Here is a 22,027-nt window from a genome sequence, read left to right on the forward strand (position 1 = left end):
AGTCAGTTGGTGTAATTGCGCGCGCCGAAAATCGCGGTGCCGATGCGGACCATCGTCGCGCCTTCGAGCACGGCCGCTTCGAGATCGGCGGACATGCCCATCGACAGCGTGTCGAGATCGAGGCCGTCGGCGCGCAGCGCGTTCATCAGTTCGCGCAGGCGCGCGTGCGGTTCGCGTTGCGCGTCGAGTGTTTCGGCGGGTTCGGGAATCGCCATCAGGCCGCGCAGACGCAAGCCCGGCAGGGCGGCGACCGCATGCGCGAGCGCGGCGGCCTCATCCGGTTCGACGCCGCTCTTCGATGCCTCGCCGCTCACGTTCACCTGCACGCATACGTTGAGCGCGGGCGCGCTTGGCGGACGTTGTGCGGAAAGACGTTCGGCGATCTTCAGGCGATCGATGGAATGCACCCAGTCGAACTGCTCGGCGACGACCTTCGTCTTGTTCGATTGCAGCGGCCCGATGAAATGCCATTCGATTTCGCCGCGCAGATCCGCGAGCTCGGCGATCTTCGCGATGCCTTCCTGCACGTAGTTCTCGCCGAACGCGCGCTGGCCGGCTTCGAAGGCGGCGCGCACGTCGTCGGCGGGAAAGGTCTTGGACACGGCGAGCAGCTTGACGGAATCCGCATCGCGCGACGCTTCGTGCGCCGCCTTCGCGATGCGTTGCCGGACTTCTTCGAGATGTTGGGCGATGGACATGCTTGAGGCTCGGGACGGTCGAGCCGCTCATTATACGAAGCGGCCTCAACCGTACAGCAGATGTTCCAGCAGTTGAATCCAGTGCGTGACGGGCGTCGACGTGCCGCTTTGCAGATGCGCGATGCAGCCGACATTCGCCGACACGATCATCTGCGGTTCCAGCTTTTCCAGCCGGTCGAGCTTCTGATTGCGCAGCGTGTACGAGAGCTTCGGCTGCAAGACCGAATACGTGCCAGCCGATCCGCAGCACAGATGGCTGTCCGCAGGCAGGCGCACTTCGAGGCCGAGCGCGGTCAGCAGATGCTCGACGCGTCCGCGAATCTGCTGCCCGTGCTGCAGCGTGCACGGCGGATGAAATGCGACCGTATGCACGCCGCGCCGCCGCGCGAGCGCGACCAGCTCTTCTTCGTACATCGGCAGGATTTCGGCGAGATCGCGCGTGAGATCGACGATCTTTTGCGCCTTCGCCGAGTACGCCGGATCGTTGCGCAGCAGATGCGCGTATTCCTTGACGGTCGCGCCGCAGCCCGACGCGTTCATCACGATCGCCTCGACGCCGTTTTCGACATACGGCCACCATGCGTCGATGTTGTTGCGCACGTCGTCGAGCGCGTCGTCGTTGTAGCCGAGATGCAGGCGGATCGCGCCGCAGCAGCCCGCGCCCGGCGCCGTGACGATCTCGATGCCGAGCGCGTCGAATACGCGCGCCGTCGCCGTGTTGACGTTGGGCATCATCGCCGGCTGGACGCATCCGGCGAGCATCAGCATCTTGCGTTCGTGCTTGTTGGTCGGCGCGGCGAGCGGGCGCTCGGGCAGCGGAATCTTCGCGCGCAGCTTGCGCGGAAGAATGCCGCGGAACTGCTGACCGAGCTTCATCGCGGGCGTGAAGAGCGTGCTGTTCGGCAGGAAGCTTGCGAGCAGACGCCGTTGCAGACGCTGACGCATCGGCCGCTCGACCTTTTCTTCGACGACCTTGCGCCCGATCTCGACGAGCTTGCCGTATTGCACGCCGGACGGACACGTGCTTTCGCAATTGCGGCAGGTGAGGCAGCGGTCCAGATGCAGTTGCGTGCTGCGCGTGACGGGCGCGCCTTCGAACATCTGCTTCATCAGATAGATGCGCCCGCGCGGCCCGTCGAGCTCGTCGCCGAGCAACTGATACGTCGGGCAGGTCGCCGTGCAGAAGCCGCAGTGCACGCACTTGCGCAGAATGGCGTCGGCTTCGTCGCCATCGGCCGTGCCGCGGATGAAATCGGCGAGATTGGTTTGCATCGATGCGCCTAGAAGTCTGGATACAAACGCGCGCGATTGAAGATGCGCGCCGGATCGAACGCAACTTTCAATCCACGGTGAATTTTCATGAGCGGCGCGGGCAGCGGCGTGAAAACGCCTGCATTGCGATCGTAGGCGGAGCCGGCGCGGAAGATCGTCGCGTGGCCGCCCGCCTGTTTCGCGCTGATGCGCACGGTTTGCGGATCGGTGTCGGTGATCCACCAGCGTTGCGCGCCGCCCCATTCCATCAGTTGCGCGCCCGGCAGATGCAGCGGCTCGGCGATCGACGGCAAAGCGAGCCGCCACAGCGCCGAACGCGGTTCGATGACAGCGAAGAACGGATCGGTCTGTTCGCGCATGCCGATCCAGAATCGGTCGGCTTCGACCGCATCGACGACCTCGCCGCCGAGCGTGTTGCGCGCGGTTTTCACGGCTGCTTCGGCGCCCGCGAGACGCAGCGCGAGCGTGCCGTCGCGCCACGCGCTGCCGCAGATCGGCAGCGGATGCCCGCCCCATTCGTTGAGCTTGCGCACGCCGTCTGTCGCGTGCATGTCGAATTTCAGCGTGGCTTCGGCGACGGGGCGCGGCAGCACCTTGATCGACAGTTCGAGAATCAGGCCAAGCGTGCCGAGCGATCCGGCGAGCAGGCGCGACACGTCATAGCCCGCGACATTCTTCACGACTTGCCCGCCGAAGTGCAGCACTTGTCCGTGGCCGTTCATGACGACCGCGCCGAGCACGAAGTCGCGCGGCGCGCCGGTCCATGCGCGTCGCGGGCCCGCAAGCCCCGCGGCGATGCAGCCGCCGAGCGTCGCGTTGCGCCCGAAATGCGGCGGCTCGAACGGCAGCATCTGATTATGCTCACGCAGCGCCGCTTCGATTTCGGCGAGCGGCGTGCCGCTTCGAGCGGTGATGACGAGCTCCGCCGGATCGTACGCGATGATGCCGCGATACGCCCGCGTGTCGAGGATCTCTCCCTGGAGCGTCTGACCGTACCAGTCCTTCGTGCCGCCGCCGCGGATACGCAGCAGCGTGCCGGTTTCTGTGGCGCGGGCGATCCTCTCCGACCAGCCGGCGACGACGTCGTCCTGTTCCATGGGTGTTCCGCTCTCGAATTCTGGTTTTCTATGGCAGTCCGGTCGATTGTACCGGCCGCTTAACGGCGCCACACGCGGGGAAACGTGGATAGCGGAACGCGTTCTCCCGGCTAGAAGCGCGGCAACTCGGGGTGCGGCAACAGGCCGCCGCGCACGTGCATCTTGCCGTATTCGGCGCAGCGCGCGCGCGTCGGAATGCCCTTGTCGGGGTTGAGCAGACCCGGCGGATCGAACGCGCGCTTCACGGCGAAGAACGCGTCGCGCTCTTCGGGCGAGAATTGCACGCACATCGAATTGATCTTCTCGATGCCGACGCCATGCTCGCCCGTCACCGTGCCGCCGAGTTCGACGCACGCCTCCAGGATGTCGCAGCCGAACGCTTCCGCGCGATGCCACTCGTCGAGATCGTTGCCGTTGAAGAGAATCAGCGGATGCATGTTGCCGTCGCCCGCATGGAACACGTTGATGCAACGCAGCGCGTACTTCTTCTCCATCTCTTCGATGCGCGCGAGCAGCGGCCCGATCGCGCGGCGCGGCACGGTGCCGTCCATGCAGTAATAGTCCGGCGAGATGCGGCCGGCCGCCGGAAACGCGTTCTTGCGGCCCGACCAGAACTTGAGGCGCTCGGCTTCTGAACGCGAGATCTGGATGCGCGATGCGCCGTGTTCGCGCAGCACCGCCGTCATGCGGACGATTTCCTCGGCGACTTCATCGTGCGTGCCGTCGGATTCGCATAGCAGGATCGCGGCGGCGTCGAGATCGTAGCCCGCGTTGACGAATTCCTCGACGGCGCGCGTCGCGGGCTTGTCCATCATTTCGAGTCCGGCCGGGATGATGCCCGCCGCGATGATCGCGGCAACCGCGTTGCCGCCTTTCACGACATCGTCGAAGCTCGCCATGATGACTTGCGCGGTCTGCGGCTTCGGAATCAGCTTGACGGTGATCTCCGTGACGATCGCGAACATGCCTTCACTGCCGATCATCACCGCGAGCAGATCGAGGCCGGGCGCATCGGGGCCGAGCGAGCCGAATTCGATGACATCGCCGTCCATCGTCACCGCGCGCACGCGCAGGACGTTGTGAACCGTGAGCCCGTATTTCAGGCAGTGCACGCCGCCCGAGTTTTCGGAGACGTTGCCGCCGATCGTGCACGCAATCTGCGACGACGGATCGGGCGCGTAGTAGAGGCCGAACGGCGCGGCGGCTTCCGAAATGGCGAGATTGCGGACGCCCGGTTGCACGGTCGCCGTGCGCGCGTACGGATCGACCTCGATGATTTTCCGGAAGCGCGCGAGCGACAGCACGATGCCGTGGCGGATCGGCATCGCGCCGCCGGAGAGGCCGGTGCCCGCGCCGCGCGGAACGATCGGCACGGCGAGACGCGCGCAGATCTGCACGACGCGCTGCACCTGCGCTTCAGTTTCAGGCAGCGCGACGGCGAGCGGCAAACGCCGATACGCGGCGAGGCCGTCGCATTCGTACGCGGCCGTGTCTTCCTCGCGAAAGAGCAGACAGTGCGTCGGCAGCACGGCCATCAGCGCCTGCACGACTTCACGCTGACGCGCGGCGAGCTGATCTTCGGTCAGCGCGGGCGCGTCTTCGTGCGGCAGATTCGGCGACATCTGCTCGGCTTTGAGCTCGTCGGGTGCGTTCACGTCTCCTCCTTGTTCGATGGCCGCGCGGTCGGCGCCGCGTCTTCATGCGTGCATCTTGCGCGACTTCGTCAGCCTTCGAAAGCGAAGATTTTCCCCGGATTCATCAGATTCTTCGGATCGAGCGCCTGCTTGATGGCCCGCATCGTGTCGACGGCGTCCTCGCCGTGTTCGTCGATCAGAAAGCCCATCTTGTGCAGCCCGACGCCGTGTTCGCCGGTGCAGGTGCCGCCCATCCTCAGCGCGCGTCCGACGATGAGCCGATTGATGCGCTCGGCTTCTTCGAGCTCTTCGGGCTTGGCCGGATCGAGCAGCATCGCGACGTGGAAATTGCCGTCGCCCACATGCCCGACGATCGGACTCGGCAAGTACGAGCCTTGCAGGTCCTTCTCCGTTTCCTCGACGCATTCGGCGAGGCGCGAGATCGGCACGCAGACGTCGGTCGTGACGGCGCGGCAGCCGGGCTTCAGTTGCAGCATCGCGAAGTAGGCGGAATGGCGCGCGTTCCAGAGACGGCTGCGATCTTCGGGGCGCGTCGCCCACTCGAAGTCCTCGCCTTTGTTTTCCGCGACGATGTCCTGCACCGTCTGCGCCTGTTCCGCGACGCCGGATTCGGTGCCGTGGAATTCGAAGAACAGCATCGGCGATTCGCGTAGCGTCAGATTCGAATGCTTGTTGATGGCGCGCACGGCGAGCTTGTCGACGAATTCGACGCGCGCGATCGGCACGCCCATCTGAATGGTTTCGATGACGGCGCGCACGGCGTCGCCCATCGACGGAAACGCGCACACGGCCGCCGAAATCGCTTCGGGTTGCGGATAGAGGCGCACGGTGATTTCGGTGATGACGCCGAGGGTGCCTTCCGAGCCGACGAAAAGACGCGTGAGGTCATAGCCCGCCGACGATTTGCGCGCGCGCGTGCCGGTTTTGATGACGCGGCCATCGGCGAGGACGACGGTGAGCGCGAGGACGTTTTCGCGCATCGAGCCGTAGCGCACGGCGTTGGTGCCGGAGGCGCGCGTCGCGGACATGCCGCCGATGCTCGCGTCCGCGCCCGGATCGATCGGAAAGAAGAGGCCGGTGTCTTTGAGCGCTTCGTTCAGTTGCTTGCGCGAGATGCCGGGCTGCACGGTGACGGTGAGGTCTTCGGCGTTGATCGAGACGACCTGGTTCATCTCCGACAAATCGATGGAGACGCCGCCTTGCACCGCGAGGAGATGGCCTTCGAGCGACGAGCCGTTGCCGTAGGGGATGATCGGGACGTCGTGTTCGGCGCAGAGCTTGACGATGGCTTGCACTTCGTCGGTGCTGCGCGCGAAGACGACGGCATCGGGAAGTTGCGGATCGAACGGCGATTCGTCGCGGCCGTGGTGTTCGCGCACTGCTTGCGCAGTGGAGACGCGGTCGGCGAATTGCTGCTTCAGGGCATCGAGAAGCGCGGCGGGGAAGGGGCGTTTCTGAAGCGCCTGATGTTCGGTGGGGTGATTCACGTGCGTGTCTCCGGGCGGTGCGGCTTTGGTTTCTGTTCTGGGCGTGGCTTTCTATCTCATTTTACGCCGTCGAGGAGCCGGTCGGCGCCGCGGGCTTCGCGCGGAGGCGCGTGCCTATAATGGGTCGGGGTTTTTGTCCGCTTTTCAGGAGTCGATGATGGGTCACCGCTTGAGCAAGATCGCCACGCGTACCGGCGATGATGGAACGACCGGGCTGGGCGATGGAAGCCGCGTTTCCAAGGACGATGCGAGGATTGCGGCGATCGGGGATGTGGATGAGTTGAATTCGTGTATCGGCGTCCTTCTGTGTGAGCCGATGCCTTCAGATGTGCGCGATGCTTTAACTCGGATCCAGAACGATTTGTTTGATTTGGGCGGGGAGTTGTCGATTCCGGGGCATTCGATGATTCAGGAATCGCATCTCGCTCAATTAGACGCGTGGCTGGAGGAATACAACGCGACATTGCCGCCGCTCAAGGAATTTATTTTGCCGGGTGGGTCAAGGGCGGCGGCGCTGGCGCATGTCGCGCGCACTGTCTGCCGTCGGGCAGAGAGGGCTATTGTCGCGTTGGGGCGCATTGAAACTGCTGGGGTTAATGAGGCGCCGCGGAGGTATGTGAATCGACTATCCGATCTTTTATTTGTTCTGGCGCGAGTACTTAATCGCGCGGATGGCGGCGAGGACATCCTCTGGATTCACATCAAATCACCTATGTGAAGGCGGCCATATTGGCATATACGTCACGCCGTGTTGCTTATTGAAGCCTTTTGTAGTTTTCCAAAGAGAATAACCATGATTCTCCACGCTGAGCCCTTTTGCGTTCAGTTTAGACGTCGATTCAGTATTCTCTGAAATTATTTCCTGTGCGATTTTGTCGCCACTCCGACTAGAAAATCGGAGTACTCTGTGGTCATTGATAACCAATACAACACTGAGGGCGCGACTACATCATGCACAGCGAAAATGCTCCGGCAATGACGCTCGCGGAAATGAGAGGCTGCGGATGGGAGTTAATCGTAAAAAATAACCTTTGCAAAGGTTATACCGGTCTTTTCCAAGATTTTTCGAACGCCGCCACGTCCGCAGTTGGAGAGAAAGATTTAAGAAAGGGTGAGTGCTTGAGGCTTCTAGTCCATGCGACTTCGATGATGCTTGCACCGATGAGCATCAATGAGCCATTCAGGCCGATGTTGTCGCTAACCGATGGAAGGCGTTCCGCGCTTCCGTCGGACTTTTCGATCGAAGACCTGAGCCTACTCGCTAGCTTCGTTGACTTCGTAGACAACCCTTGGCTAAGAGCAAGGTTATCGGACCTCGCTTGGCTCACGTTGCGGCCGCCGAATCCGAAGTTTGCGTTGATGGCCATCAACGCCTACGTAACGATTCCGTTGAGGCTTGAAACTTGGATTGCTGGTGGAGATGACTGCTGGCGTCGCGCCGTAAGCTTGGCGAGGATGCTTAGGCGAACCGCGGAGAAGGATCTGCAAGCTATTGAGTCGGCTGCCCTGGCGCGTTTTCTCCAACTCGATGCGAGCGATGGATTCATGGCCTTCTGGCTGGCAGAGTTTATGAGGCAAAATCGATTTGGGACAGCTGCTGCTTATGCTATTTCCGAGAGTCTGGGGGCAATTGCGTTCGTCCTTGGAGAGAAAAACGAGTTTCATGCAAGCCGGACATATTTCGAAGAAGCGGAGCATTGGTTCTCGGCGATGGGGGATAAAAATAGCTCGGCGCAAATGCTCGCGAATCTCGCCAAAGCATGGGAGGCTGAAGCGGATGCAGCACTATCGTCATATGTACCCAGCAACATGGTCGCGGCAGATTTTTATGAGAAGGCTATACAATCGTATCGCCGAATCCCCGGCGCGCTTAGGGGTCAACACGCTGTCGAGAAGCGGATCGCCGAAGTGCACGAAAAGTTGACTAGAGCGGGCGCTGGGGCATTAGGTGAGATGCACGTGCTTCGCTCGGACCCGATTGATGTTACGGAGATAATCGACCGTGCAACAGATCTCGTGAAAGGAAAGGCGCCGCTGGATGCGTTAAATGCGTTTGTGAACGTTACACGAGGGATAGGTGCTGAACAGCTGCGTAAACGATCCGAGCAAAGCCTCAAAGAATTCCCGTTGTTGTCGCTTTTTGCCGCGGTTTATTACTCGCGCGACGGTAGAGTAATCGCAAAGCGGCCCGGTGCTGGGCCACGAGACCACGGCTCAGATGATCATGATGCGGCGGTCCATGCTGAGATGATGCGCGAGTACAGAATGCAATTAGGTCTGGTAACGCAAGCGCTCATTTTACCGGCACTCGACATGATAAGGCTTGAGCATCGACTGCGTCGCGCCGACTTCGCAGCGCTGGCATATAAGTCACCGATCGTTCCGGCGGATCGAGCCGAAATGTTTGGACGAGGTTTGTATGCCGGATTCGATAATGACTTTGCTGCCGCTTTACATCTGTTGGTACCTCAAGTCGAGCACGTAGTTCGATACCAACTCAAAGCGGCAGGCGCTAAGACGACGAATGTTGCTAGAAACGGCGTTGAGAATGAGAATGGGCTGAGTACACTCCTGGAATTGCCAGAGTTAGAGCAGGTTTTTGGTAACGACCTCGCGTTCGAAATGCGCGCGCTCTTCTGCGATCCGTTGGGGTGGAATATCCGCAACGAACTCGCTCATGGCTTACTGAACGAGGATGACTGCTTTTCTGCAGGTTCCATCTACGCCTGGTGGTTCTGCCTGAAGCTTGTCTTCCTCCCCTTTTGGAATGCAACGCAGAACGGGGAGACAGCGGACGACGAAGGGCCAATATCGACCTGACCTACGCAATCATAGTCGTAGTATGTGGTTTGGAAATGCTGGAGTCGGAACAAATCGGCATTGTGCGTCGGCAAGCCCGCACAATGCCGAGCAAATCAGTTAATTGCCTCCACCCCTCACAACCCGCCGCTGCTTCACCGCTTCCGCCAGTCCTTCAAGCACGCCGACACTCTCATCCCACCCGATACAGGCATCGGTAATACTCTGCCCGTACGTCAACTCGCACCCTTCCTTCAAATCCTGCCGCCCGGCAACGAGATGCGATTCCACCATCACGCCGACGATCCGCTCATCTCCAGCCGCAAGCTGCTTACCAATATCCTCACAAACCGGAATCTGATTTTCATGCTTCTTCGAGCTATTAGCATGACTCGCATCGATCATTAACCGCGCCGCCAACCCCGCCTTCCCGATATCCGAGCAAGCCGCATCCACACTCGCAGCATCATAATTAGGCGCTTTCCCTCCGCGCAAAATAATATGGCAATCCTCATTCCCCGCGGTAGAAACAATCGCCGAATGCCCGCCCTTGGTCACTGAAAGAAAATGATGCGGCTGGGAAGCCGCCTTAATCGCATCGACGGCGATCTTTACATTTCCGTCAGTGCCATTCTTGAACCCAACAGGACAGGACAGCCCCGAAGCCAATTCCCGATGAACCTGCGATTCCGTCGTCCTAGCCCCAATCGCCCCCCACGAAATCAAATCGGCGATGTACTGTGGGCTAATCATGTCGAGGTATTCGGTCCCAGCCGGCAGCCCAAGCTCATTGACATGCATGAGCAATTCCCGCGCAGCCCTCAACCCATCATTAATCTTGAAGCTGTTATCCATATACGGATCGTTGATGAGCCCCTTCCATCCAACGGTGGTACGCGGCTTTTCGAAGTACACGCGCATCACGATTTCCAGCTCACCCGCAAAACGCTTACGCTGCTCGATCAACTTCCCCGCATATTCCATAGCGGCCTTCGGATCATGAATCGAGCAAGGTCCGATGATGACGATCAACCGGTCATCCATCCCATGAAGAATGCGGTGCATCGACTGCCGCGCGTTATAGATCAGCTCCGAAACCGGCTCGGCGCAGGGGAATTCGCGGATCAAATGCGCGGGCGGGGTCAGCTCTTTCAGTTCACGGATACGAACGTCATCGGTATTGTGCGGGGGCATGTCGGTTCTCCAGCGGCAGCGTGCGAATCAAATATGAGACGAAAAAAAACCGCCAGACTCGCTGGCGGTTTTTTCGGGAATTCGGTTTGTTCAACCTGTGTACGACTCACCCTCTCGATCCGCCAGCGGTCTGAGATGCCAAAAGAAATAAAAATAAAACTTGGCGGACATGATGGATCGAAAAAGAAACCGGACGTCGGTCGAAAAAAGTTGTGACTGCTTTTATAACCTCAAACGTGCAGCGCTGACAACCCTGCACACGCAAAAACGCGGACAATCCGCATCGAACGAAACAAAGACGGTACATCCACGCCCGATCGATGCGGAAATTCCGCATGCACGCCGTGGGCGATCAGACCGTGCCGCCGACCGTCATCTTCTCGATACGCAACGTCGGCTGACCGACGCCCACCGGCACGCTCTGTCCTTCCTTGCCGCAGACGCCGACGCCGCTATCCAGCGACATGTCGTTGCCGATCATCGTCACGTACTTGAGCGACTCAGGCCCGCTGCCGATCAGCGTTGCGCCCTTCACCGGATACGTGATCTTGCCGTTCTCGATCATGTACGCCTCGGACGCCGAGAACACGAACTTGCCGTTGGTGATATCGACCTGACCGCCGCCGAAGTTCACCGCATACAGGCCGTTCTTCACCGACGCCAGAATCTCCTGCGGATCCTTGTCGCCGTTGAGCATGTACGTGTTGGTCATGCGCGGCATCGGCAGCGCGGCGTACGATTCGCGGCGCGCGTTGCCCGTCACCGGCATCTTCATCAGGCGCGCGTTCAGCGAATCCTGAATGTAGCCCTTGAGAATGCCGTCTTCGATCAGCGTCGTGCACTGCGTCGGATTGCCTTCGTCGTCGATATTGAGCGAGCCGCGCCGATTCGGCAGCGTGCCGTCATCGACGACGGTGACGCCCTTCGCCGCGACCTGCTCGCCGATGCGTCCCGCGAACGCCGACGAGCCCTTGCGGTTGAAATCGCCCTCCAGGCCGTGTCCGACCGCCTCGTGCAGCAACACGCCGGGCCAGCCCGGCCCGAGCACGACGGTCATCGCGCCGGCCGGAGCAGGGCGCGCTTCGAGATTGACGAGCGCGGCATGCACGGCATCGTCGACGTACTTCTGGAGGATCGCGTCGGTGAAATAGCCGTAGTCGAAACGCCCGCCGCCGCCGCCGGTGCCGATTTCGCGCCGGCCGTTCTGCTCGGCGATCACCGTCACGGAGACGCGCACGAGCGGGCGCACATCCGCCGCGAGCGCGCCGTCGCTGCGCGCGACCAGCACGACATCGTATTCGCCGGCCATGCCGGCCATCACTTGCGTAATGCGCGGATCTTTCGCCCGCGCCATTTGCTCGACGCGTTCCAGCAATTTCACCTTGGCGGTGGCGTCGAGCGAATGCAGCGGATCGGCGGCGAGATAAAGATCGCGGCCCGACACGCCCGTAAGGGTGCTCGCCGGCTTGATCTTGTGCTTGCCGCCGCCCGCCTTGGCGATCGCGCGCGTGGCGATCGCGGCCTGACGGATGGATTCGGGCGAGAGGTCATCGGAATACGCGAACGCGGTGCGCTCGCCCGACACGGCGCGCACGCCGACGCCCTGATCGATGCTGAAACTGCCCGATTTGACGATGCCTTCTTCGAGACTCCACGCTTCGCTGCGCGTGGACTGGAAATAGAGATCCGCGTAATCGACGCGATGCGTGAAGATTTCCGCCAGCGTGCGGGTGATCAGGCCTTCGTCGAGGCCGTAGGGCGTGAGCAAAACGTCCTTCGCCGTGACCAGGTTACGAATGCCGGGTTCGATGATATTCATGCGGTGCCTATTGCGTGTTCTGTGACGAGTTCGATGATATTTGCAGACGATTTGCAGCCTATTCTACGTTCCGATTCGCTCACATAATGTGCGGGGAGAAACCCGCGTCTTCAAGTTCGCGCGCGCTTCAACGGAGCACGCGATGCCGGTAAGCCGGCAAACTCTGTCGCACGGCGGCGATGCGCTGCAGATCGATGCCGCCGATCACGACGCCCGGTCCTTCATCCTTCACATCGACGATTTCGCCCCACGGATCGATCAGCATGCTGTGACCCCACGTGCGCCGTCCGTTCTCGTGATTGCCGCCTTGCGCCGCCGCGAGCACATAACACTGATTCTCGACGGCGCGCGCCGTGAGCAGCGTCTGCCAGTGCGCGCGGCCGGTCGTGTAAGTGAACGCGGATGGCACGACCATCAGCGCGCAATCGCCGAGCTTTCGATACAACTCCGGAAAGCGCAGGTCGTAGCACACCGACAATCCCACCCGTCCGAACGGCGCGTCGAATGAGCGCACTTCGTTCCCCGGACAGATCGTGCGCGCTTCGTCGAACGATTCCTCGCCCTTTTCGAAATTGAACAGATGAATCTTGTCGTAGCGCGCGACCTGCTGGCCGCGCGGATCGAAGACGAGCGTCGTGTTCATCACGCGATCCGGTTCCGGCGACTGCAACGGCAACGTCCCGCCGATGATCCATACGCCGTGTTCGCGCGCCGCGTCGGAAAGGAACCGCTGGATCGGTCCGTCGCCCGGCGTTTCGCGGATCGCGAGCTTATCGGTGTCCTTGAAACCCATGTAGCAGAAATATTCGGGCAGGAGCACCAGTTGCGCGCCGCTTCGCGCAGCCTGGGCGATAAGCCGTCCGGCGTCCGCGAGATTCCGGTCGCGATCCGGCGCGCTGACCATCTGCAGCGCGGCGACCTGAAACGGGGCCGCGCTTTCGCTCGATCTTTCGCTCATGTCTTGGGTGCGCTGTCTAAAAAGGGGACGAAAACCGCGCCGCCGAACGCCCGTTTCAGCGGGCAGCGGCCGGAGCCACGGCGGCGGGGGGTGTTTCGATCTTACCCTGATCGCCAGTGAGCCGCTTAACGACGGGTTTGCTCCACGAGCCGGTGATCGAATAGTCGAGCGCGAACGCTTTCTGAATCGACGCCGACAGCGCGAGATCGGCGGCGAGCGCGCCGAGGCCGAGCAGCGGATTGATGACCGCCGCGCCCAGTGCGACCGCGCCGGCGCCGACGGTCGGAATCACCTTGACGTGGAGGTCTTGCGTCTGCTTCGGCATATCGACGATGCCCTGCATCTGCACGCGCGCCGGCGACGTGACCATCAGGAAGTCGTCCGTGCGGCTGATGCCATCGACGATCGTCGCGTTGCCGGTGATCTTCTCGAACGGCAGGCCCTTGCCGACGACATCCTCGAAATGCAGCGTCAACAGGCTCGCGAGACTGCGCAGGCTGAAGACGCCGAGCCACTTCGCCGAGCCCGGCGCACGCAGAATCTGCCCGTGACGCAGATCGACGGCGACGTTGCCATCGAGCGTGTTCACGTCGACGGCCGTCGGCCCGCCGTTCCACGCCGCGTGACCCGACACGGTTCCGCTGCCCGAACCGACCACGTGCGGCGCGCCGAAACGGTCGATCAACTGGCCGCCGTTCTTCACGTCGAGCTTGAAGTTGAGCGACGTGCGGCGCGGAGTGACGTCATCGGCCTGACTGCGCATCGCGTCCGGTTGCGCGGCGGCCTGCACGACGCCGCCCGGCAGCGTGCGCCACGTCGCGTTCGCGGTGAGCGTCGCGTCGGGGTTCGCGAGTTCGAGTTTGTCGAGCGTCCAGATCGGCTCATCGGCGATGACTTCGTTATGTGCGTCGACTTCGAGCCGGCCGAGGTCGTGGTCGCGGAACACGATCTCGTTCACGATGAGATCGATCGTCGGCATGTTGCGCGGCGGCTTCATCACGAGCTTGCCGGCCGCATCGTGCTCCTTCTTCTCCGGAATCACGATCTTCGCGAAGCGCGCCTGCAACGCGCCGGGGCTTTCCTTCTTCGCGCCGGGCGTCCACGAGACATCGCCCGACATCTGATTCGACGCGATGTTCGCTTGCCATGTGCGATCGGTCTCGCTTTCACTCGCGGCAATCGCGACGTTCTCCCAGCGCCGGTCGAGCAGATTGAGCGTCGTGAAATGGATGGCGGCGCGCGTTGGGATGAATTGCTTCACGTTCTCGCTCATCGGTGCGCGCGGCGCGTTCGCGTCGGCGGGCGAGTCGGCGGGCGAGTCAGGCATCGCGGCGCTGAGTTCGGCGAAAGTCTTGCGCCAGGCATCGGCATCGAATTCGTTCAGATCGGCGGTCGCGCTCACGCCTTCGGCCGGCAAATCCGCCGGCTTGTTCAGGCCGATCGCGCCGCGCACGACCTTCACGCGCGCGCGCATGTTCATCGGCTCGGCGACGTTCTGCGGATCGATCTTGACCTGAGCCTTGCCGATCTGCTGAAACACGTAATGCGCGGCCACCGGCCCGACGTTCAACTGCGCATCATGCAGATCCGGCGCGCCGCCCGATGATGGCTGGAAGCTGAAGGTGAGCGGCATCGGCGCGCCTTTCGCCTTGCCGAACGGCGCGGGCAGATCGATGCCGAGTCCGGTCAGATCCGAACTCGCCTGCACGACCGGCAGCGCGTTCTTGGCGCCGTGAACGTGCATCTCGTAAGGCGCGGCGCCGTCGATGCGCTTCATGAAAGCCGCGACTTGCGGCGTCATCGGCTTGTTGAGGCGGCCCGCGGCATCCGCGCCGATGCGTCCGTTCACGTCGAACGCATAGCTGCCGTCCGCCTGCACGCCGCCCTTGGCGCGCACATCGCCGCCGAGCAATTGCGCCGAGAGGCCATTGAGCGTGACGGTTTTCGCGGCGAAATCGGCACGGCCGCGCAGATGCGAGAGCGGCGGCAGATTGGCGTACCTGACTTCGTTGTCGGCGAAGGTGAGCGAGCCTTTGTACTCCGGCTTGATCGGCGGCTGCGGCGCGGGCGGCCGATAGCGCGGAATGCCGAGCGTGAGCGCGAGATCCGCGTTGCCTTTTGCGTCGATCTTGCGGGTCGCGTGCTTCGCCATCAGGCCGAGCGAGCTGTCGTCGACGTACTTCAGCATGTCGGCGAGCGGGCCGCGCGCCTTGCCGTCGATCCACAGCTTGGTTTCGCGATTGCCCGTATCGTTGATGCGCCCGACGACCTTCGAGACCTTGACGCCACGATAATGCCCGCGGCCGATATCGAAGCCGAGCTTGTTCTGCGCGAGCGTGAACGTCCCGTCGATACCCTCGAACGCCGGCCAGAAGTTCGGCAGGCCGTTGGCCATCTTGCGCGGCGGGAAGGGCGTGGGATCGAACTTGCCGCCGGTGAACGGCGCCTCGATGCGGAAGATGCCCGCATCGGGAAATTTCGCGTACGGAAAGCGCGTGAGATCGCCGTGCACTTCGATCGTCCCGTTCTTCGCGACGCCCGCCTGCAGCGCATGGCCGAGATAGACGCGCACGCGCTCGTTGAGGCTCGTCGGCAGATAGCGCACGAGACTCGTCACTTTCAGATGCGAGACCTTCGCCTTCAGATCGAGATTGCCGCGCCCGTGGCCCTGATTCCAGTAGTCCGCGGTGGCCTCGCCTTCGGCATCCGCGTTCTTCACGCGCAGCGTCTCCAGATGCAGCGTGAACGCGCGGCGCAGTTCGCCGGGCGCGATCGCATCGGCGACGGTCCAGCGCGCGCGGCCTTGCAGCGAATCGAAGACGAGGCGCGGATCGTCGAACGCGCCGGGAACGGTGACGGCGACGTTCTTCGTGTCGATCGTGATGTGGCCGCCTTTCTCGTTCGCGTCGACGCTGCCCCACAGATTCTCGACGCCCGGAATGCCCGCGCGCGGATGGTTGTTGATCGTGAGCCCGGGCGGCGGCTCCTGCGCCTGCACGCTCAGGCCGTTGAGATCGCCCTTGAACGCGTAGTGCAGAAGCGGCGCGTCGCCTTTCTTGCGCTGCTGCTGCGCTTCTTCCTCGGTCTTCGGCGCGGCGCGCTCGGTGTAGATCGTGTAATCGGACACCTGGCCGCGCGGATTGAAGCGCACGAGCTCGTTGAGAATCTTCGCCGGCAGCGGCAGCGCGCGCGCGAATTCCGCGAGGATGCCGATATCGACGCTATCGCCCGTCAGCCGCAGCAATTGCCCCTTGCCGACCGAAGGCAGCCGGTACGTGGCCGTCAGCGCGCGCGACACGAGCAGACGCGCGACCGGCGTGCCGTCGTCGAGCGGCAACTGGCCGAACTCCGCGTGCAGGTCGCGCAGATCGAGCGTGTACGCGTTGTCGCTTTTGTCGATGTTCCAGTTGAAGCTGGCGATCGGAAGATCGAGGCGCGGCTGCGTCGGGCGCGTGCGCAGCGCGACGTTCGCGCCGGTCAGGTCGCCGGTCGCGTTCTGCAATTGGCCGCCCGCGAAGTTCAGCCAGATCTGGTTGTTGATGCGGCCGCTGTACATCTGGAACGGCAGCTTCACGTAGCGCGCGAGCGTCGGCAGATCGACGGGACCGGTCGAAACGTAGAGACGGCCGGTCCAGTTCGCGGGCGCGCCCATCGCCGAGAAGGGTTGATGACGGAAGTCCGCGCGGATATCGAGCGGGCCGTGCAGCACGTCGCCATCGGCGGGCGCCTTGAGCGCAAGCCGATGACGCGCGCCGTCGTTGACGATCGCGAGGTGCAGGCGCTTGAACGCGATCTCGGGCGCGGCGCGCTGCGCGTCGCGCCAGCGCAGCGTGCCATCGCGCAGAAGAATGCGGTCCTGGCCGAGCAGCCAGGTCGTGAATGCGTTCGAACCGGTGTGATGCGTGGGAATCGGCACGCCCGCGACAGTAACCGCGCCATCGGCGTTGCGCGCGATGATGACATCGGGTCCGTCGACGGTCAGATCGGCGAGCTTGGGCCGCAGATGCAGCAGCGATCCCCACGCGATGCTCGCGCTCGCGTGCGGCACGGCGAGGCCCGGCGAGCCATCGGCGGCGTCGATGCGCAGGTTGTCGATATCGATCGTCGGCGAGAGCCCGGACCATCGCGCGGAAATCCTGCCGATGCGCAACTGGGCGTGAATCTGCGATGAGACGAGTTGCTCGATCCGCGGCCGGAACGAATCGACCTGCGGCATGACGATATAGCGCAGGCCGACATACACGCCCGCCACCGCGAAATACGCGATGGCCGCAATGACGAGAAGGAATTTGAAGACGCGCGCAAGCACGCGCTCGGCGTTGCCGCTGGGCCTGGCTTGTCCAACTTCGGTCGGGTCGACGGATCGTCTGCTGTCGGACATGCTGCTGCTGTTCGGCGATATGGTAGTTTTGCGTGTTTGACGCTGAAATGTAACACGGGCATTGCGGCGACGGCCGCTGCCTGCGCACTCGTGGAGGCTCGCTGAGCCGCGCCCGGCAAGACTTGCGGCGCGGTGTTATACCGCGATGCCTTTCCGGAAGCAATGAGCGAACCTAACCTTTCATGACCGACGCAACTCTTCTCAGTTCCGATTATTCCAACTATGCGGCGCGCGCGTACTCGGCGCGTCCCGAACTGGCGTCGAATGTCGCGCAATGGGCGCAGACGCGCATCACGCGTGGGTGGATCGAAGCGCGGCTGGACGCGCACTGCACGCCTTGCACCGAAAGCGGCGTGCTCGATGAAGCCGCGCTCAAGACCGCGTTGCGCCGCTTGCGGACCGAAGTGTTCTGCACGGTGATGGAGCGCGATCTCGCGGGCACCGCCGATGTCGCCGAAGTCACCGGCGCGATGACCGATCTCGCCGAAGTCACGGTGCAGCGCGCGCTGGCGGTGCTGTCGGCCGATCTCGAAGCGCTCTTCGGCGAGCCGCGCGGACCGGACGGCGAGCGGCTCACGCTCGGCGTCGTCGGCATGGGCAAGCTGGGCGGGCGCGAGCTGAACGCATCGTCGGATATCGATCTGATCTTCGTCTACGAAGAGGACGGCGAAACCTCGGGCGGCACGCGCTCGGCACTCCCGACGCAGGAATTCTTCACACGGCTCGGCCGGCGGCTGATCGGCGCGCTCGCGGAAATGACGCAAGACGGCTACGTCTTTCGCGTCGACATGCGGCTGCGTCCCAACGGCGACTCCGGCCCGCTCGTGTGCAGTCTCGGCATGCTCGAAGAGTATTTCTACGTGCAGGGCCGCGAATGGGAGCGCTACGCGTGGATCAAGGGCCGGCTCATCTCGGAGACGAAGAGCGATTCGGCGAAGCGTCTCGCGAAGCAGCTCGAAGCCATCGCGACGCCCTTCATCTACCGGCGCTATCTCGATTACGGCGTGATCGCCGCGATCCGCTCGCTGCATCAGCAGATTCGGCAGGAAGCGCGGCGGCGCGCGTCGATGCGCCCCGACAAGGCCGACGACATCAAGCTCGGGCGCGGCGGCATTCGCGAGATCGAATTCAGCGCGCAAGTATTTCAGTTGATTCGCGGCGGACAGGCAGCGGATTTCCGCATTCGTCCGACGCTCGCGGTGCTCGAACGCGCCGCCGCGCATGGCCTGCTCGCGCCGCAGGTGTGCAAGGCGCTGTCCGACGCTTATCTCTTTTTGCGCACGGTCGAGCATCGGCTGCAATACCGCAACGATGCACAGACGCACGCGATGCCCGTCGCCGACGACGAGCGCGCGTTGCTCGCGAAATCGCTCGGCTTCGCGGACTACGCCGCGCTGATGGAAACACTCGACGCGCATCGCGAGCTCGTCGAGCAGCAGTTCGACGCGATCTTCGCCGACAAGGTGAGCGGGCAGGGCGGCTGCGGCGTCGCGGAGGATTCGGTGGCGTCGTGGATCTGGAGCGGCGCGCTCGCCGACGATTCCGCGCAGGAAGAGCTCGCCGCGCGCCTCATGGAACTCGGCTTCGCGGACCCGGCGCCGGTGCTCGCACGTCTGACGGGCGTGTGGAATTCGGCGCGTTACGCCGGCTTGCCGTCGCAGAGCCGCGAACGCTTCGATATCGTCGCTCAACGCTCGATAGAAGCCGTGCAGTCGATCGATGCGCCGCGCCGCGCCGACACCATCATGCGGCTTTTCGATCTGCTCGAAGCGACGGCCAAGCGCGGCGCGTATCTCGCGCTGCTGACCGAATATCCGGCGGCGCTCGCGCGCGTGCTCTCGGTGCTGTCGGGGTCGCGCTGGGCGGCGGGCTATCTGATCCGCCATCCGCAATTGCTCGATGAATTGCTCGACGACGAAGCCATCGCCAGCCCGTTCGACTGGGCCGCGTTCAAACGCTCGCTGATCGCACGGCTCGATGCCGCCGAGGACGCAGAACATCAAATGGATCTGCTGCGTCACGCGCATCAGGCCGAAGTATTTCGCATTCTGCTGATCGATCTCGCCGGGCATCTGAGCGTCGAGCACGTGAGCGACCGTCTCTCCGAACTCGCCGACGCCGTGCTCGACGTCACCGTGCAGACCGTGTGGAAGCAGTTCCCGAAGCGGCATCGCGAGACGCCGCGCTTTGCGGTCATCGCGTACGGAAAGCTCGGCGGCAAGGAACTGGGCTACGCGTCGGACCTCGACCTCATCTTTCTGTACGACGATCCCGACGACGCGGCCTCCGACATCTACGCGATGTTCACGCGCCGCCTCATTACGTGGCTCACGTCGGCGACGGGCGCGGGCACGCTCTTCGACGTCGACTTGCGTCTGCGGCCGAATGGCGAATCGGGCCTGCTCGTGACCGACCTCGCATCGTTTCGCCGCTATCAGATTCGCGAGGGCGACGCGGCGAACACGGCGTGGGTCTGGGAGCATCAGGCGCTTTCGCGCGCACGCTACAGCGCGGGCGATGCCGAAATCGGCGCGGAGTTCGAGCAGATTCGCGCCGACGTGCTCGTCATGGAACGCGACGCGGCCGCGCTCGCGCGCGAGATCGTGTCGATGCGCCAGCGCGTCGCCGATGGCCATCCGAATCGCAGCGACCTGTTCGATCTGAAGCACGATCGCGGCGGCATGGTCGATATCGAGTTCATCGTTCAGTACTGGGTGTTGCTGCACGCGCGCGAGCATCGCGAGTTTCTGCGCAACGCGGGGAATATCACGCTGTTGAAGATCGCCGCGAAAAGCGGATTGATCGCCGAAGCAGAAGCCGATGCGATCGGCGCGGCGTATCGCCAGTACCGCAAGCTGCAGCACACGCTGCGGCTCGACGGTATGGAAAAGGCGCGCGTCGATCCGGCCACGGTTCAGACCGAACGCGACGCGGTGACGGCGCTGTGGGACCGCGTGTTCGCAGTGGCGTCGGCGGGCTGACGCGGATGCTTAAGCCGCCAGCATTTCCTTCGCGTGCTTGCGGGTGGTCGCGGTGATTTCGAGACCGCCGAGCATGCGCGCGACTTCTTCCACGCGTTTTGCGCGATCGAGTTGCTTTACCGTGCTCACCGTGCCGCCCGCATCGTCCGACGATTTCGCGACCTGGAAATGCTGATCGCCACGCGCGGCCACTTGCGGCAAGTGCGTGACGCACAGCACCTGACGGTCGCGGCCGAGCTGATGCAACAGACGCCCGACCACTTCCGCGACGCCGCCGCCGATGCCCGTGTCCACTTCGTCGAAGATGAGCGTGGGCGTCGGACTCGCCGTGCTCGCGATGACGGCGAGCGCAAGACTGATGCGCGCCAGTTCGCCGCCCGACGCGACTTTCGCGAGCGGCCGCAGCGCGACGCCCGCGTGTCCCGCGACGCGGAATTCGATCTGCTCCAGCCCGTTCGCGCCGCCTTCGGCGAGCGGCACGAGCGCGACCTCGAAGCTGCCGCCTGCCATCGACAGTTCCTGCATGCCTTCCGTGACCGCTTTCGACAGATTTTTCGCGGCCTTCGCGCGCGCCTTGGACAGCACCTTGGCTTGCGCGAGATATTCGCTCTTCGCTTTCTCGGCGGCGGCGTTGAGCGCATCGAGATCGGCGGCGGCATCGAGTTCGGCGAGCTGGCGGCGGCGCGCGTCGTGTTCTTCCGGCAGCGTTTCGGGTTGAAGGCGGAACTTGCGCGCGGTCGAGTGCAGTTGCTCCATGCGTCTTTCGACTTGCGCGAGCCGGTCAGGATCGAGCTCCAGCCGCTGCGCGTAGTGCGATAGCGAATACGACGCTTCCTGCAACTGGATTTCCGCCGGTTCGAGCGACGCGAGCACGTCGTTCAACGCGGGATCGATATCGGACAGGCCGCGCAGCTTCGAGATGATGGCGCCGAGCTGCGAGATCATCGCTTCGTCGGATTCGGAGAGCGCGCCGAGCGCACCCTGCACGCCGTCGATGAGACTCGCCGAATGCGACAGCCGATGATGCTCCGCGCTCACTTCTTCCCATTCGCCGGGCTGCGGCGCGAGCTTGTCGAACTCGCTCAGTTGCCACGCGAGACGCTCGCGTTCCAGTTGCAGCTCGCGGTCGCGATTCTGGGCGGTCTCGACGGCTTGCTGCGCGTCGCGCATCGCTCGCCACGCACGATTCACCGCGCCGGCCGTGTCGAGCAACTGCGCGTGCGTGTCGAAGAGTTCGCGTTGCGCGTCCGGTCGCATCAACAATTGATGCGCGTGCTGGCCGTGGATATCGACGAGCATTTCGCCGACTTCGCGCAACTGCGCGAGCGTCGCGGGCGTGCCATTGATGAACGCTCGCGAGCGGCCGCCCGAATCGATCACCCGCCGCAGCATGACCGAATCGGCGTCCTGCGTGAGCGCGTGTTCGTCCAGCCAGCGCACGACGAGCGGATGCGTCGAAAATTCGGCGGTGATGTCGGCGCGCGCCTGACCGGCGCGCACGACGCTCGCGTCGCCGCGCGCGCCGAGCGTGAGCGCGAGGGCGTCGATGAGGATCGACTTGCCCGCGCCGGTTTCACCCGAAAAGACCGTGAAGCCTGGATCGAAATCGATATCCAGCGTGGCGACGATGACGAAATCTCGAATGGAAAGATGACGGAGCATGGACGCTTCGGGGAAGGAAGTTCT

At 63.2% G+C, this 22,027-nt stretch carries 13 protein-coding genes; 3 read left to right on the plus strand and 10 right to left on the minus strand.

The window, feature by feature from the left end; all coding sequences use genetic code 11:
* Window positions 1-2: 2 nt before the first annotated feature.
* From NCS02_RS02430 to NCS02_RS02450, 5 genes are all read right to left on the minus strand, one after another.
* Window positions 3-698, minus strand: coding sequence for a YggS family pyridoxal phosphate-dependent enzyme (locus NCS02_RS02430; RefSeq protein ID WP_034470643.1), 696 nt, complete (start codon window positions 696-698; stop codon window positions 3-5).
* A 45-nt stretch (window positions 699-743) separates the two neighbouring features.
* Entirely contained in the window at window positions 744-1,970 is a 1,227-nt protein-coding gene (gene glcF, locus NCS02_RS02435) for a glycolate oxidase subunit GlcF (RefSeq protein ID WP_008351491.1), read from the minus strand.
* A gap of 8 nt (window positions 1,971-1,978) precedes the next feature.
* Window positions 1,979-3,067 carry a glycolate oxidase subunit GlcE gene (gene glcE, locus NCS02_RS02440; RefSeq protein WP_008351489.1) on the minus strand — a complete coding sequence of 363 codons (1,089 nt, stop codon included), beginning with the start codon at window positions 3,065-3,067 and terminating at the stop codon, window positions 1,979-1,981.
* A gap of 110 nt (window positions 3,068-3,177) precedes the next feature.
* The gene (locus NCS02_RS02445) at window positions 3,178-4,689 is read right to left on the minus strand and encodes an FAD-linked oxidase C-terminal domain-containing protein (RefSeq protein ID WP_033536577.1); all 1,512 of its coding nucleotides are present in this window, start codon (window positions 4,687-4,689) and stop codon (window positions 3,178-3,180) included.
* A gap of 101 nt (window positions 4,690-4,790) precedes the next feature.
* Window positions 4,791-6,209, minus strand: coding sequence for an FAD-binding oxidoreductase (locus NCS02_RS02450; protein ID WP_034470645.1), 1,419 nt, complete (start codon window positions 6,207-6,209; stop codon window positions 4,791-4,793).
* A gap of 157 nt (window positions 6,210-6,366) precedes the next feature.
* On the opposite strand from NCS02_RS02450, the gene NCS02_RS02455 reads away from it, so the two are divergent.
* Window positions 6,367-6,927, plus strand: a complete 561-nt coding sequence (locus NCS02_RS02455; RefSeq protein WP_244808095.1) for a cob(I)yrinic acid a,c-diamide adenosyltransferase — start codon at window positions 6,367-6,369, stop codon at window positions 6,925-6,927.
* A gap of 233 nt (window positions 6,928-7,160) precedes the next feature.
* Window positions 7,161-9,029, plus strand: coding sequence for a DUF4209 domain-containing protein (locus tag NCS02_RS02460; protein ID WP_250522876.1), 1,869 nt, complete (start codon window positions 7,161-7,163; stop codon window positions 9,027-9,029).
* Window positions 9,030-9,128: 99 nt separating this feature from the next.
* Here NCS02_RS02460 and aroG read toward each other — a convergent pair whose 3' ends face one another.
* The 4 genes from aroG to NCS02_RS02480 all read right to left on the minus strand — a co-directional run bounded on the left by aroG (window position 9,129) and on the right by NCS02_RS02480 (window position 17,360).
* Complete coding sequence (gene aroG / locus NCS02_RS02465; RefSeq protein ID WP_244807690.1) at window positions 9,129-10,202, minus strand: 3-deoxy-7-phosphoheptulonate synthase AroG; 1,074 nt, start codon at window positions 10,200-10,202, stop codon at window positions 9,129-9,131.
* Between the two features lie 352 nt (window positions 10,203-10,554).
* Complete coding sequence (gene tldD, locus NCS02_RS02470; RefSeq protein WP_008351481.1) at window positions 10,555-12,021, minus strand: metalloprotease TldD; 1,467 nt, start codon at window positions 12,019-12,021, stop codon at window positions 10,555-10,557.
* A 127-nt stretch (window positions 12,022-12,148) separates the two neighbouring features.
* Window positions 12,149-12,979 carry a carbon-nitrogen hydrolase family protein gene (locus tag NCS02_RS02475; RefSeq protein ID WP_175979809.1) on the minus strand — a complete coding sequence of 277 codons (831 nt, stop codon included), beginning with the start codon at window positions 12,977-12,979 and terminating at the stop codon, window positions 12,149-12,151.
* Window positions 12,980-13,034: 55 nt separating this feature from the next.
* Complete coding sequence (locus NCS02_RS02480) at window positions 13,035-17,360, minus strand: YhdP family phospholipid transporter (protein WP_250519307.1); 4,326 nt, start codon at window positions 17,358-17,360, stop codon at window positions 13,035-13,037.
* A gap of 182 nt (window positions 17,361-17,542) precedes the next feature.
* On the opposite strand from NCS02_RS02480, the gene glnE reads away from it, so the two are divergent.
* Window positions 17,543-20,341: a bifunctional [glutamate--ammonia ligase]-adenylyl-L-tyrosine phosphorylase/[glutamate--ammonia-ligase] adenylyltransferase gene (gene glnE / locus NCS02_RS02485; RefSeq protein WP_175979811.1), complete on the plus strand. Its 2,799-nt coding sequence runs from the start codon at window positions 17,543-17,545 to the stop codon at window positions 20,339-20,341.
* Between the two features lie 9 nt (window positions 20,342-20,350).
* Here glnE and recN read toward each other — a convergent pair whose 3' ends face one another.
* Window positions 20,351-22,003: a DNA repair protein RecN gene (gene recN, locus NCS02_RS02490; RefSeq protein WP_034470661.1), complete on the minus strand. Its 1,653-nt coding sequence runs from the start codon at window positions 22,001-22,003 to the stop codon at window positions 20,351-20,353.
* Window positions 22,004-22,027: the final 24 nt, after the last annotated feature.

It is taken from the genome of Caballeronia sp. NCF2 (genome assembly GCF_023631205.1).
In the GTDB taxonomy this organism is placed as follows: domain Bacteria; phylum Pseudomonadota; class Gammaproteobacteria; order Burkholderiales; family Burkholderiaceae; genus Caballeronia; species Caballeronia zhejiangensis.